Raw genomic sequence first — 14339 nt, forward strand, 5'->3', positions numbered from 1 at the left:
TGCGCTACACCTCCACATCAAAAGGTTCATAGTCTTTTCGGAGCGGATGTCCCACCCAGTCATCTGGCATTAAAATACGCGTTAAATTAGGATGCCCAGTAAAAATCACTCCAAGTAAATCATAAGCTTCACGTTCGGGCCAATTTGCCCCTTCCCAAAGCGGTGTAATCGAGGCCACTTGCGGCGCCTCCCTTTCTACTTTCACCTTCACCGCCACTGATTGTTTCTTTCCATATGAATATAGGTGTACATATATTTCCATATGTGTAACAAAATCCGTTGCATGTAACTCTGACATATAATGAAAAGCGAGGCGCTCATGACTCCGTAACAACTCCATTACTTCATAATAATGCTCCTTGCAAATAACAAGCGTCGGAACATCTTTAGACAATCTATTAATATAGAAATCTACCAATGCATGCTCCCCTATTTTTCCATTAATAAGTTTCGCATATTCCTCTACATATGGCTGATTCGCCGACGGTTCTTCCGGCACTTTCTCTTCTTCCTTTTTACTAACAGCACTCTTTGCTCGCGCAGCAGCCGCTGCCTTTGCCTTCGCGGCAGCGATCGCTTTCGCTTTTTCATCACCATGTGCCGCGCTTTCTTCCTTCGCCTTTTGCTTCGCTAACGCCGCAGCCTTCGCTTTCGCTGCTGCGGCTGCTTTTTTCTTCGCTTTTTCTTTCTCCTCTTCTGTTCCTTCAGTATCTTTTGATAATGCTTTCTCTTTTCCTTGTTCTCGCGCCTCTATTTTCGATATTTCTGCTTCATGCTTAGCAGCAAGACGCTTTCGTGCCTCTTCCTTTGCACGCCTAGCCGCTTCTCGTTTCATATCCTCTAACTTTTTATTCGGATCGCTCATTTATTCGTCACCTGCTTTCCTGTCTTTGCTTCGTAACGAATTTTCTCTTTTAATTTATTAATTCCATAAATTAAAGCAGCTGGGTTAGGGGGGCACCCTGGAATATATACATCTACAGGGACAATTTGATCGACGCCTTTTACAACAGCATATGAATTTACGTAAGGACCACCAGCAGTTGCACAAGATCCCATTGCAATAACCCATTTTGGTTCTGGCATTTGATCATATAAACGCCGGACAATCGGCGCCATTTTCTTCGTCACCGTTCCAGAAACAATCATGACGTCTGACTGCCTTGGAGATGTCCTGAAAAAAGAGCCAAATCGATCTAAATCGTAATGTGAGGAACCTACTCCCATCATCTCAATCGCACAGCATGCCAGTCCAAATGTCATCGGCCATAAAGAATTGCTACGCGCCCACCCTTTTATCTGCTCTAACGTTGTAAAAAAGATGTTCCTTTCTAATTCCGCTCGCTCCTGTGGGTGTAATTCTTCGAAATTTATAGCCATTGTAACACCTTCTTTTTCCAAGCATAGACTAATCCAATCAATAACATAGCGGCAAAAATAAACATTTCAATTAGCGCAAACAATCCAAGCTTGTCATATGCCACTGCCCACGGATATAAAAATAACGTTTCTACATCAAAAATAACGAATAGTAACGCAAACATATAGTAGCGAGCATGAAAGCGAATATTTGCATCATGATACGGTTCAATCCCACTTTCATATGTTGTCTTCTTTGCCTCACTTGGTTTATGTGGGCGTAGTAACTTTCCTAATGTCAGAGCCACTACCGGAAGTAATATGCCTAGCAGCAAGAAAATACCAATAATCATGTAACTATTTTCGTATACATTTTCCACTTTGAAACCCTCCCCCATGAACGAAGAACAAGTTCACTTAGTAAACAATATGTTTCATCTTCTTTTTTTATTATTTTTAAATTTTTCTAAATAATTAGACTATTTTTCTCATTATAACAAAATTTAAATTCCTATGTCGATACATGAAATAGTATGTATATGTATTCCATAAATCGTTCAAACTTTTCTTAAAAGTAGAAACCAAGGTTTTTATTAGAATACATGTAAAGCAACATTCATTTAAAGCTTATGAAGGTGATTATTTTGGACAAACAGAACGATTGGCATATTTCAATCCTTATCGGAGCATTAATCTCCTATGTATGCTTCTACTACATACCTATTTATGTTTTTCCCGACAGTTACTATATTACTGACCTTGACATCCGCTTATCTTCCATATTTGTTGAAGTGATTGGTCTTATTTCATTATGTTATTCCATTCTATACAAAAAAAAGACGTTTAGACCTTTTTGGATATTAATCTTAATCGGGATTTTTTGTTTTTCTATCGGAGATATATTAGGAACTTATCATCCTTTTGAACTTCCTATGGATGAATTTGATATTTCAGATCTATTCGTTATGCTTTTTTCTATTTTCTTCCTCTCTGCATTCTTTTATAAACTAATGAAAGAGTGTGATAAATGGGGAAAAGCCTTTCTCATTTGCGACATATGCATCATTGTGACAGCTGTTTTCACCTTAGAGTGGTATTTATTTAATCAACCTTCTATACGTATTTATGACTTGTCATTTGCAGATGCAGTAATGAAATTTTTCTTTCCAATTACAGATGTATGCTTTCTACTACTTGGAATCAGTTTCTTTTTCTATCCAACCATTTTTCAATCAAACAAAAAGTTATACCTTTTTATTACTGTACTAATTGGGTATGCACTTATTGATTATACATACACTTTTTTTGCAGATGATTTACCAAGTTATATCCTTGTTAGCCTTCGAGCTCTTTACCGAGTTTTATTATTATGTATTGCAATCGCTGCAGCTATTCGCGATACTACAAGCAGAACATCTTACTTTATTATGAATCCCGTATTAGGAAAGCAACTACTTATTATCTTTCCTTATCTTGCGATTACCATTTTAATTGGCTTTACATTAAAAGAAAACACAGCTTCCTCAACTTTAATTATAGGAAATTGTATTACTTTTATCTTTTCGCTGATTCGGCATGTGCTTGCAAGAATGCAAAATAGAGGATTAACGAAAACTTTACAATTATTTAATAAACAATTAGAAAATACGGTAGAGCAAAGAACAAGTGACTTAATGTTACAAACCGAAATTGCAAATAGAAAACAACAAAAGTTTCAATCGTTACATGAATATCACCCTGATCCAATCTTTACAATTGATTTAAATGGGATTGTTTCAAATGTGAATAAAGCAGGCAGTACGATGTTAAAGGTTCCTGTTAGTGAATTATTAGGAAAGTCTTGGTTCTCTGTTATTATCGACAGAGACAAACCTAAACTTGCCGCTGCCATTCAAAACGCAAAAGAGAAGGAATCGACTTCTTTTGAAATACTCGCTAACTATAACGGGCAATCTTACTCTTTCCACTTAACAATCGTCCCCATTATATTGAATGAGCAAGTAACTGGTATTTACATTCTCGTGAAAGATATTACGGAAATGAAAAGACAACAAGAACAAATTCATTATTTAGCATTTCATGACTCTTTAACTACTCTTGGAAATCGTGCTTTCTTTCAAAGAAAATTAGACGATTATATTAAACAATCCAAAATAAATGATAGGAAATTCGCATTACTTTTTATAGATATAGACCGCTTTAATCTTATTAACGATACACTGGGACATAAGGCAGGAGACATTGTACTAAGAGAAGTTGCAACTCGCCTACAATCTTGTATTCCTCAAGATACTCCGCTGGCGAGAATTGGCGGAGATGAGTTTACCATTTTAATCCGTCATGCTACGGACAAAGAATCATTATTAGACTTGTGTAACCAGCTAATTCATACTGTAAAAAAACCTATGCAAGTTCATAACCATACTTACCATCTATCACTTAGCATCGGTATTGCAATTTATCCAGAAGCCGGAACAGATGCTACTTTACTATTCCAACACGCAGATATAGCAATGCATGATGCAAAACTGAAAACGGAGCATGCCATTTCATTTTATGATGAGTCGTTATCAAAACGAACGGGTAGACGTTTACGTTTAGAAAAAGATTTACCAAAAGCAATCGAAAATGAAGAATTCTTCTTATTGTATCAACCGCAAGTGGACAGTAGTTCTTATGAAGTAATTGGTGCCGAAGCGCTCATTCGCTGGGATCATCCAGAATTAGGCATTGTATCTCCTTACGAATTTATTCCAATTGCCGAAGAAAGTATGCACATTCTTGAAATTGGAAAATGGGCATTACAAAAAGCTTGTAGGCAAATGAAGGAATGGCAAACGCTTGGATATTCTTACTTAAAAATTGGAGTAAATGTGTCAGCTAAAGGGTTTCAACAAGATTTTTTTGTCCCATCCGTTCTTTCCATTCTAAAAGAAACTGGATTAGCACCACATTTTCTAGATTTAGAATTAACGGAACGAATTGCCATGGTGGATGAAAAAGAAACATTGCAAAAACTTCGTAAGCTAAAAGAGAGCGGTGTACATATATCAATCGATGACTTTGGAACAGGCTATTCCTCACTAGCCTATTTGCCTTTATATCCAATTGATATGCTTAAAATTCCACGTGAATTTATTTTAATGGCTGATGAATCTAAGGAAGGAAAAGAGATTATTACAACGATTATTTCTTTATCTCATACTTTGCATATGTCTGTTATTGCAGAAGGGGTAGAAACAAAACAACAATTAAAGTTTTTACAGCAAAATGATTGTCACTACGTACAAGGATACTATTTTAGCAAGCCCCTTACTCCAGAGGACTTTCTTTTATTTTTACAAACTCATGTACGTTACAATAAATAATGAGGATGAAATAAGATGCACATTTTATAAACATGTGCATCTTTCCTTTACTATTTTTACTATTGGCATAAAATATGTACAATAAAGCGAAACTTTAATCAGTGGGCTTTGACTGCTTCTCTCCGAATCTTGAGATAGGAGTCTTACTGTCCTAAAATAACGGGATACAATATGAAAACAATATTCATCCCATACAAATTATATAAAAGAGCATATAATAAAATAATTTATATTTTCTATACCGTAGGTGAATTCCATGAAGATAAAAACACACGTAACGATTCTTATAAGTAGTTTACTCATTTATCTTAGCATTCATTATATCGGGGTACTCATTTACTCGAAAGACTCTCTTATATTTCAAATCATGATATGGGTAACAACGATTTTAATTGATATTATCATTTGTAGTTACTTATTTTATTTTTCATCCATTAAACGTAGTCATGCTTATCGATTTTGGATGCTACTAACACTCGGTTCCATTTTATATTTTATTGGTGATATCATCGTTGCCTACCAACGTTTGATTTTACATGACTCTGCTATATTTATTGATCCGTCCGACTTTTTTTATTTATTATTTCTCGTTATTTTTGTAGCTGCCTTCTTATATGAATTACTTTATGAGCGAAATATATGGGAACAGTTATTTATCATATGTGATGTTTGCATTGTCGTGACTGCACAATTTACATTAAGCTATTACCTTCTTATCGAGCAGGCTATCCATATTATCGCTACCACTTACTTTAATATAATCGTGCAACTCATGTATCCCATGGCAAACTTATTATTTCTTCTAATAGGCATTAGCTTATTATTTCGACCGCTGTCACTTCTTTCAAAACAAGTTTCCATCTTTTTAGCAACTTCAGTCATTGGTTATGCAAGTATTGATTCGATCTATGCTTATATGAAATATTTTACAGCTAATCATTCTGGATTTATCATTGCGCCTTTATATCAAGCTTTTTTAATGCTAATTGTTATCGCTTGTGTGCTGCACACAAAAGAAGCTGAGCAAACTGAGCAAGTATTACTAACACCGCAAATCGGTGAAGCAATTCATTTATCACTACCCTATCTCTCCGTTATTGCACTTAGTATATTTGTATTAATAGAGCATGCTTTTTCACCCGTATTAGTAATAGGCCTTATTGTTACATTTTTCTTTGTATTGATACGCCATATTTTAGTTCGTAGACAAAATAAAGGACTACTGCTAACGCAGATGCGATTTAACCAACGTTTAGAAGAACAAATCGAGTTACGCACACAAGATTTAGTGCAACAAAAAGATGCGTTATATCGAAGCAAAAAAATGTTCGAATCTCTATATGAACACCATCCTGATCCTATTTTCACATTGGATTTACACGGCAATTTCTTAAATGTAAATAATGCTGGAATTACATTGCTTGGTTATCAAACAAATGAACTATTAAATCAGCCTTATTACTCACTTGTATATGAGAAAGACTTAAAAAAAATAATAGATGCGTTTCATCATGTGAAACGAGGGAACTCGATTTCGTTAGAGATACGAGCATATCATAAAAATAGAGATATTTATTTTTTGCATGTTACAGCTGTTCCCATTATCTTAAAAGAACATATTCCAGGTGTCTATTTAATGATTAAAGATATTACAGAAAGCAAACAGCAACAAGAGCAAATTAACTTCCTAGCATATCATGACACATTAACTGAACTTTCCAACCGCCGTGCCTTTCACAAGCAACTAGAAGATGCCATCATACGAGCTAAAATAACAAAACAACCTTTTGCTGTTTTATTCCTTGATTTAGATCGTTTCAAAATTATCAATGACACTCTTGGACATCGAATTGGAGACCTTCTTTTAATTGCTATAGCCAAAAGACTGAAACAAATTTCAAATCCGAATGTAAAACTTGCACGGCTTGCCGGAGATGAATTTACGCTCCTCATCGAAAATATTAAGCAACCAGCTGAAGTTCAAACATTAGCAGATCGTATTTTGACCGCATTAAATGAACCATTTCAAATTGAAAATCATCATTTACAAATTTCGTCGAGTATTGGTATTGCGATTTATCCAGAGGCCGGTGAAGATCCGATGTCAATTTTGCAGCATGCTGACATGGCCATGTATGAAACGAAAAACAAAGGAAAAAATGGAAGTTCCATCTATACACAGGAGCTATACGAAAAGATGGAGCGTAAATCACGAATTGAAAAAGATTTGTCGCTTGCTCTAGCAAATAACCAATTCTTTATTTCGTATCAACCACAAGTTGATATTAGAACGAAAAAAATAGTTGGCGCAGAAGCTTTAATCCGCTGGAATCATCCGATTCTAGGTAATATCTCACCTTGTGAGTTCATTCCGATTGTCGAAGAAACACCTCAAATCATTCCGCTCGGTCATTGGATGTTAAAAGAATCATGCAAGCAATTAAAGCGTTGGCATAAGCTTGGCTATACTGATTTGAAAATAAGTGTTAACTTATCAGCAAAAGAATTTCAACAAGATAATTTAATCGAAAATATCTTAAATATACTTAAGGAGGTACAAGTAGAACCGAGATTTCTCATACTGGAATTAACTGAACGCATCGCCATGATAAATGAAAAAGAAACATTACTAAAGCTTAAAAAGTTAAAAGAACATGGCATTCAAACTTCAATTGATGACTTTGGCACAGGTTACTCTTCTCTAGCTTACTTATCCCTTTTCCCAATTGATACATTAAAAGTGCCACGAGAATTTACACAACTGGCCGATCATCGAGATGAAGAAAGAGCTATTATTTCTACAATACTTTCACTTGCAAATACATTAAACCTTTCCGTCGTTGCAGAGGGGATTGAGACGGAAAAACAATTTAACTTTTTGCAAGCTAACAATTGCCGATACATGCAAGGGTATTACTTTAGTAAACCACTTACAAGTAAACAGTTCCTCGACTTTCTACAAAAACACCCTTTCTAAATAGGACGATTTAGAAAGGGTGTTTTTTGATTGCTACCTTTTTCAATTAATCTTTTGTGATTTCCTCATAAAATGCTGCGCTTGTTGTATAGAAATAGGGAATTAACCATAGGAATCCAATTCCAATTGTAACAATACTTAATAAAAACCAACCAATAAAACTTAAGCATACTAGAAAATAATCCAGTTTATGCCCATCCATTATGCGACGACTTTCTGTAATCGCTTGATTCATTGTATATTCAGGATGATCGTTCAAAATGAAGTACGTCATCGAATAGGAGAAGGACTTAATAATTCCTGGAATAATCAATAATAACGTCCATAAAATTAAATATACATATATTAATAAATACGTTAAAAATGACTTTATCAACTTACTTCCATCTGTAAACCAGCTAAATAGTTGACTTGCTTTTACATCTTGCTCACGAACTGCACGCAATACAAGGGAGTATGCTCCTAAAGTTAACGGCCCAATAATAAGCATGGCAACCACATCTACTGAAAGAGATCTACTTGCCTCTTCCCAGCCCCATATAAATGAGAATGGGACTGTAATAACTGTTCTACAGATGGATATTAAAATAATAATAAGCAGCGTGATTCCTACCGCTAAGCCCCATTTCCCTTCTAAGGCATCAAGAGCCCTTCCTTTTAAATCACTAATCATGTAAACCCTCCAAGCTTCTATTTCATCATCATATAGTCTTATAAAAAGCGAGAGCACATTATCCTTGCACCCTCCACTCCATATCCTTTTAGTATAATTCTTTTTCTGATATATATTGATAAAAATGCGCTGTTGTTGTAGTGAAATATGGGTATAACCAAAGGAATCCAATTCCCAATGTAAACATAGCTAAAATTCCCCAGCCAATAAAGCTAAGCCATAAAAGAAATAAATCCATTTTATGCCCTTTCATGATTGATTTACTTTCTTTTAACGCTTGTAAAACACTGTATTCCGGATTCTCTACTAAAATATAAAACGTCATCGCATACGAAAAAGAAGCAATGATCGATACTATAATTGAAATAAATATGAAACAAAATACAACGATTACCAATGCTATACTTTCAGGTGGATTATTTTCATCCCCAACTAAAAACATGAGTATTCCCATAAATATAACCGGAACCCAAGATAGCGAATATATAAATACACCTAGCATCGCTTTTATTGACTTCCAAATTCTATTTACACCACGAAACCCTTCAAATAAATAATCTATCGTAACATTATTTCTCTTACTTATATTGACATACAAATTCGTATAGCCATATACCATAATTCCATATGCTCCATAATTCACAATGAACATTAGTATATATATAAAAATAAATGCAATAGCAGCACCAATTCCTACTACTCCCTCTTCAAATGCATACAATGAGTCGCCAGTCGCTATTATTAACAGTACTGCTGGAATAAAAATTATTAATGATGCAACTAGCGAAACAATATAACTTAAAACAAATTGTAAAATCGTTGAGCCTACACCAAGCCCCCACTTCCCCTTTAGTGATTGCAAGGCTTCTCGTTTCATTTCACTAATCATGTTCCCCTCTCCTTTCATACGCCGTATATCATATTTATATAAAAATACCTTCTCATTATATCATTTTTCTTAATATTTTCTACAAATCAGGAATTCATTCTATTTAGACAAATAAAAAAATCCGTAAAGGCAAGAACCTTTACGGATTTTTTATTTCATCTCAGAAACGTCCAAACGATTAATTGCACGTTTTAGCGCTAGTTCTGCACGCTTAAAGTCAACATGAGCTTGTTTATCTTGCAGACGTTGCTCAGCACGACGCTTCGCTTCATTTGCACGATGAATATCAATATGGTTCGCTTCTTCAGCAGATGGTGCTAATACTGTTACTTTATCTGGACGAACTTCGATAAAGCCGCCGCTTACTGCTACATAATCAGTATGACCGCCATTTTTCAAACGAACCGCACTAATTTTAAGCGGCGCAACAGTGGGAATGTGACCTGGTAAAATCCCCATCTCCCCACTTTCTGCCTTAACGCTTACCATTTCTACTTCTTTTTCATAAACTGGTCCATCAGGAGTTACAATACTGACTGGAAATGTCTTCATAATTCGTCCCTCCTAAGGCCTTACGCCATCATTTTCTTCGCGTTTTCAACAACTTCTTCAATTCCACCTACTAAGCGGAATGCATCTTCTGGAAGATCATCATGTTTACCTTCTAGAATTTCTTTGAAACCACGAACTGTTTCTTTTACAGGTACATAAGATCCTGGTTGACCTGTAAATTGTTCCGCCACGTGGAAGTTTTGTGATAAGAAGAATTGAATGCGACGAGCGCGATGTACAACTAACTTATCTTCTTCAGATAACTCATCCATACCTAAGATAGCGATAATATCTTGAAGCTCTTTATAACGTTGAAGAGTTTGCTGTACTTGACGAGCAATCTCATAATGCTCTTCTCCTACGATTTCTGGAGAAAGCGCACGAGATGTAGAAGCTAATGGATCTACCGCTGGATAAATACCCATTTGCGTTAAACGACGCTCTAAGTTTGTTGTTGCATCTAAGTGAGCGAACGTTGTAGCAGGTGCTGGGTCAGTGTAGTCATCGGCTGGTACATATACCGCTTGGATAGACGTAATAGACCCTTTATTTGTTGATGTAATACGCTCTTGTAATTGACCCATTTCAGTTGCAAGTGTTGGTTGGTAACCTACCGCAGATGGCATACGACCAAGAAGGGCAGATACTTCAGAACCCGCTTGCGTGAAACGGAAGATGTTATCGATGAACAATAGTACGTCTTGTCCTTGCTCATCACGGAAATGTTCCGCCATTGTTAACCCTGTTAATGCAACACGTTGACGTGCACCAGGTGGCTCGTTCATTTGTCCGAATACCATCGCTGTTTTCTTGATTACGCCAGAGTCACTCATTTCATGGTATAAATCGTTCCCTTCACGAGTACGCTCACCTACACCAGCGAATACAGAAATACCACCGTGTTCTTGTGCAATGTTATTGATTAACTCCTGAATTAATACTGTTTTACCTACACCGGCACCACCGAATAGACCGATTTTACCACCTTTAATGTATGGAGCAAGTAAGTCTACTACTTTAATACCAGTTTCAAGAATTTCTACTTTTGTAGATAATTCTTCGAATGCAGGTGCTTGACGGTGAATTGGGTCACGGCGTACATCCGCTGGAATTTCACCATCTAAGTCAATTGACTCACCTAATACGTTAAATACACGACCAAGTGTTGCATCACCAACTGGAACTGAGATTGGTCGACCTGTATCTTCTACTTCTGTGCCACGAACAAGTCCATCAGTGGAAGACATTGCAACCGTACGAACTGTATCATCACCTAAGTGAAGTGCAACTTCTAAAGTTAAGTTAACTTCATCTTTTTTAATTCTAAGGGCATTGTAGATTTCAGGTAGCTTTCCGCCGTCAAACTTAACGTCTACAACCGGACCCATGATTTGCGTAACGCGCCCTTTATTCATCGGGTTCCCTCCTAGCTTTCTTTATATTAGCCAGCTTTCTATCAGTCGGCTTTCAATTTTTTATGAATCTAGCTACAGCGGTTAGAATGCTCGGTGGCTTCGCTTCTTCCTGCGAGGCAAACTACGCCTCTATGTCTGAAGCTCCATCCCCCTCCCATTCTGAACGAACCGCTTCCGCCTTTTCTTACAATCTAGCTACAGCGGCTAGAACAGTCGGTCGTTTCGCTCCTTCCTGTGAGGCAAAGAGCGCCTCTTCGTCAGGAGCTCCAACGCCCTCCTGTTCTGGACGAGCCGCTTCCGCCTTTTCTTACTATTCTAACGCTGCTGCTCCGCCAACGATTTCTGTGATTTCTTGTGTAATCGCAGCTTGACGAGCACGGTTGAATGAAAGTGTAAGTGTATCGATAACTTCCATTGCATTGTCTGTAGCACTCTTCATTGCTGTCATACGCGCTGCGTGCTCACTTGCTTTTCCGTCTAGCAGTGCACCGTACACTAAGCTTTCCGCGTATTGTGGCAATAGTACTTTTAAGATTTCTTCTTCTGAAGGTTCAAACTCATATGGAGTTAACTTTTTATCAGATTTCACATCTGTAAGCGGTAAAACTTTATTTTCCGTTACTTCTTGTGAAATTTTACTTACATAGTGATTGTAATAAATATACAATTCATCATAAGCACCATCTGCAAACATCGCAATTGCTCGAGAAGCAAGATCTTTAATATCTGTAAATGATGGGTGATCAGATAATCCAACTACTTCATCAATGATGTTAAAGCCACGACGTTTTAAATAATCACGTCCTAGTCGTCCAACTACAATAATTGAATATTGATTTGGATCCATATTGTGACGCTCACGAATTACGTTACTTACCTCACGTAATACGTTACTGTTATAACCACCTGCTAGTCCGCGATCAGATGTAATAACGATGTACCCTGTACGCTTTACAGGACGCGCTGTTAGCATCGGATGATTGATTCCTTTGCTACCTTGCGCGATACTCGCTACCACTTCTTGAATTTTTTCCATATATGGAACGAAAGATTTAGCATTTTGTTCTGCACGGTTTAATTTCGATGCAGATACCATCTCCATCGCTTTCGTGATTTGACTCGTTTTCTTTGTCGAGTTAATTTTCGCTTTTATATCGCGTAAAGATGCCACAGGTTTTCACCACCTTTTTTCGGGAAGTTGGCATGATTAGTAAGATTCCTTTTCGTTCATCTTTCTAATCCATATTGCAAGGCATGCTTGCTCATGATTGAAGGAAAAGAATAGGTGCACCTACTCTTTTCCTCTGTAAATCGTTAGTAATTCTAAGACGAACTACCTTTTGTATAGTTTAGCTTCAGCCGCTTGGACAGTCGGTCGTTTCGCTCCTTCCTGTGAGGCAAAGAACACCTCTTCGTCAGGAGCTCCAACGTCCTCCTGTTCTGAACGAGCCGCTTCCGCTTTTTATTCAATTTAGCTGCGGCGGCTAGGAGGGTCGGTCATTTCACCCCTTCCTGCGAGGCAAAAAGCGCCTCTTCGTCAGGAGTTCCAATGCCCTCCCCTTCTTGGACGAGCCACCTCCGCTTTTTATTGTTCAGAAGCTACGAATACTTTTTTAAATCCATTGATTGCTGCTGCAAATTTATCGTCATCCGCAAGTTTCTTCGTTGTGCGGATTTCTTCTAATAAATCAGCTGCATTTGAATCTAACCAAGCATAGAATTCTTCTTCAAAGCGAGTGATATCTGCTACTGGAATATCATCTAGGAATCCACGTGTTAAAGCGTAAAGAATCGTAACTTGTTTCTCTACTCGCAACGGTTTGTGTAATCCTTGTTTTAACACTTCAACTGTGCGAGCACCGCGGTTTAGTTTCGCTTGTGTTGCTTTATCAAGGTCAGAACCGAACTGAGCGAACGCTTCTAACTCACGGTAAGATGCAAGGTCAAGACGAAGTGTACCTGATACTTTACTCATCGCTTTAATCTGAGCAGATCCACCAACACGAGATACTGAAGTACCTGCATCGATTGCTGGACGTACGCCAGAGAAGAATAAATCAGATTGTAAGAAGATTTGTCCATCTGTAATGGAGATTACGTTTGTTGGGATGTATGCTGATACGTCCCCTGCTTGTGTTTCGATGAAAGGTAGAGCTGTTAATGAGCCGCCGCCTTTTGCATCGCTTAATTTTGCTGCACGCTCTAGTAAGCGAGAATGTAAGTAGAATACATCCCCTGGATATGCTTCACGACCTGGAGGACGACGTAATAGTAATGATAGCTCACGGTAAGCAGCTGCTTGTTTTGATAAGTCATCATACACGACTAATACGTGTTTTCCGTTGTACATGAATTCTTCCCCCATTGTTACACCTGCATAAGGAGCTAAGTATAATAATGGAGCTGGTTGAGAAGCTGATGCTGTTACAACAATTGTGTAATCTAATGCACCATGCTTACGCAGTGTTTCTACTACGTTACGTACTGTAGATTCTTTTTGTCCAATTGCAACATAGATACAAATCATGTCTTCATCTTTTTGATTTAAGATTGTATCCAGTGCTACTGCCGTTTTACCAGTTTGACGGTCACCAATGATTAACTCACGTTGACCACGACCGATTGGTACAAGTGCATCAATTGCCTTAATACCAGTTTGAAGTGGCTCATGAACAGATTTACGATCCATTACACCTGGTGCTGGGCTTTCGATTGGACGAGTTTTTGTTGTATGGATTGGGCCTAAACCGTCTACCGGTTGACCTAATGGGTTTACAACACGACCGATTAGTTCTTCACCTACTGGCACTTGCATAATACGGCCTGTACGACGAACTTCGTCACCTTCACGGATTTCTGTGTAAGGTCCTAGAATAATAATACCTACGTTGTTTTCCTCTAAGTTTTGTGCTAGTCCCATAACGCCGTTAGCAAACTCTACAAGTTCACCAGCCATAACGTTATCAAGACCATGAGCACGCGCGATACCGTCACCAACTTGGATAACTGTACCAACATCGCTAACTTCGATTTCAGACTGATAGTTTTCAATTTGTTGCTTTATCAGTGCGCTAATTTCTTCAGCTCTGATGCTCATGTGCTTCAC

The 14339-nt window shown here is 37.5% G+C and carries 11 protein-coding genes; 2 read left to right on the forward strand and 9 right to left on the reverse strand.

Annotation, left to right across the window (positions count from 1 at the left end):
• Positions 1–4: 4 nt before the first annotated feature.
• Genes MR063_RS10635 through MR063_RS10645 form a run of 3 tightly spaced genes read right to left on the reverse strand, consistent with a single transcriptional unit; the run spans position 5 to position 1739 of the window.
• Positions 5–865: an NADH-quinone oxidoreductase subunit C gene (locus tag MR063_RS10635; protein ID WP_242197460.1), complete on the reverse strand. Its 861-nt coding sequence runs from the start codon at positions 863–865 to the stop codon at positions 5–7.
• On the reverse strand, positions 862–1380 hold the full coding sequence (gene nuoB / locus MR063_RS10640) for an NADH-quinone oxidoreductase subunit NuoB (protein WP_087095607.1): 519 nt from the start codon (positions 1378–1380) through the stop codon (positions 862–864). Before nuoB ends, MR063_RS10635 begins: the two co-directional genes overlap by 4 nt.
• Positions 1371–1739: an NADH-quinone oxidoreductase subunit A gene (locus tag MR063_RS10645; RefSeq protein WP_242197463.1), complete on the reverse strand. Its 369-nt coding sequence runs from the start codon at positions 1737–1739 to the stop codon at positions 1371–1373. Before MR063_RS10645 ends, nuoB begins: the two co-directional genes overlap by 10 nt.
• A gap of 249 nt (positions 1740–1988) precedes the next feature.
• On the opposite strand from MR063_RS10645, the gene MR063_RS10650 reads away from it, so the two are divergent.
• Both MR063_RS10650 and MR063_RS10655 read left to right on the forward strand, forming a co-directional pair.
• Positions 1989–4727, forward strand: a complete 2739-nt coding sequence (locus MR063_RS10650; RefSeq protein WP_242197466.1) for a sensor domain-containing protein — start codon at positions 1989–1991, stop codon at positions 4725–4727.
• A gap of 256 nt (positions 4728–4983) precedes the next feature.
• On the forward strand, positions 4984–7704 hold the full coding sequence (locus MR063_RS10655; protein WP_242197469.1) for a putative bifunctional diguanylate cyclase/phosphodiesterase: 2721 nt from the start codon (positions 4984–4986) through the stop codon (positions 7702–7704).
• Positions 7705–7750: 46 nt separating this feature from the next.
• Here the strand turns inward: MR063_RS10655 and MR063_RS10660 are convergent, their stop codons facing one another.
• The 6 genes from MR063_RS10660 to atpA all read right to left on the reverse strand — a co-directional run bounded on the left by MR063_RS10660 (position 7751) and on the right by atpA (position 14330).
• Entirely contained in the window at positions 7751–8377 is a 627-nt protein-coding gene (locus MR063_RS10660; RefSeq protein ID WP_242197472.1) for a DUF975 family protein, read from the reverse strand.
• An 88-nt stretch (positions 8378–8465) separates the two neighbouring features.
• Positions 8466–9266 (reverse strand): DUF975 family protein, encoded by an 801-nt coding sequence (locus MR063_RS10665; RefSeq protein ID WP_242197475.1) that lies wholly within the window; start codon positions 9264–9266, stop codon positions 8466–8468.
• A gap of 150 nt (positions 9267–9416) precedes the next feature.
• The gene (locus MR063_RS10670; protein WP_242144810.1) at positions 9417–9818 is read right to left on the reverse strand and encodes a F0F1 ATP synthase subunit epsilon; all 402 of its coding nucleotides are present in this window, start codon (positions 9816–9818) and stop codon (positions 9417–9419) included.
• Between the two features lie 20 nt (positions 9819–9838).
• Positions 9839–11233: a F0F1 ATP synthase subunit beta gene (atpD, locus tag MR063_RS10675; RefSeq protein WP_242197478.1), complete on the reverse strand. Its 1395-nt coding sequence runs from the start codon at positions 11231–11233 to the stop codon at positions 9839–9841.
• Between the two features lie 310 nt (positions 11234–11543).
• Positions 11544–12404 (reverse strand): F0F1 ATP synthase subunit gamma, encoded by an 861-nt coding sequence (atpG, locus tag MR063_RS10680; RefSeq protein ID WP_242144808.1) that lies wholly within the window; start codon positions 12402–12404, stop codon positions 11544–11546.
• Between the two features lie 414 nt (positions 12405–12818).
• Complete coding sequence (gene atpA / locus MR063_RS10685) at positions 12819–14330, reverse strand: F0F1 ATP synthase subunit alpha (RefSeq protein WP_242197481.1); 1512 nt, start codon at positions 14328–14330, stop codon at positions 12819–12821.
• Between the last annotated feature and the right edge of the window lie 9 nt (positions 14331–14339).

This window comes from Bacillus cereus group sp. BfR-BA-01492, assembly GCF_022662815.1.
GTDB lineage: Bacteria > Bacillota > Bacilli > Bacillales > Bacillaceae_G > Bacillus_A > Bacillus_A cereus_BD.

What these genes read in the sequence shown, in the direction of transcription:
- MR063_RS10660 (WP_242197472.1), bottom strand. Translation starts at nt 8,377, where the DNA reads ATGATTAGTGATTTAAAAGGAAGGGCTCTTGATGCCTTAGAAGGGAAA.
- atpA (WP_242197481.1), bottom strand. Translation starts at nt 14,330, where the DNA reads ATGAGCATCAGAGCTGAAGAAATTAGCGCACTGATAAAGCAACAAATT.
- nuoB (WP_087095607.1), bottom strand. Translation starts at nt 1,380, where the DNA reads ATGGCTATAAATTTCGAAGAATTACACCCACAGGAGCGAGCGGAATTA.
- MR063_RS10670 (WP_242144810.1), bottom strand. Translation starts at nt 9,818, where the DNA reads ATGAAGACATTTCCAGTCAGTATTGTAACTCCTGATGGACCAGTTTAT.
- atpD (WP_242197478.1), bottom strand. Translation starts at nt 11,233, where the DNA reads ATGAATAAAGGGCGCGTTACGCAAATCATGGGTCCGGTTGTAGACGTT.
- MR063_RS10635 (WP_242197460.1), bottom strand. Translation starts at nt 865, where the DNA reads ATGAGCGATCCGAATAAAAAGTTAGAGGATATGAAACGAGAAGCGGCT.
- MR063_RS10650 (WP_242197466.1), top strand. Translation starts at nt 1,989, where the DNA reads ATGAAGGTGATTATTTTGGACAAACAGAACGATTGGCATATTTCAATC.
- MR063_RS10665 (WP_242197475.1), bottom strand. Translation starts at nt 9,266, where the DNA reads ATGATTAGTGAAATGAAACGAGAAGCCTTGCAATCACTAAAGGGGAAG.
- MR063_RS10655 (WP_242197469.1), top strand. Translation starts at nt 4,984, where the DNA reads ATGAAGATAAAAACACACGTAACGATTCTTATAAGTAGTTTACTCATT.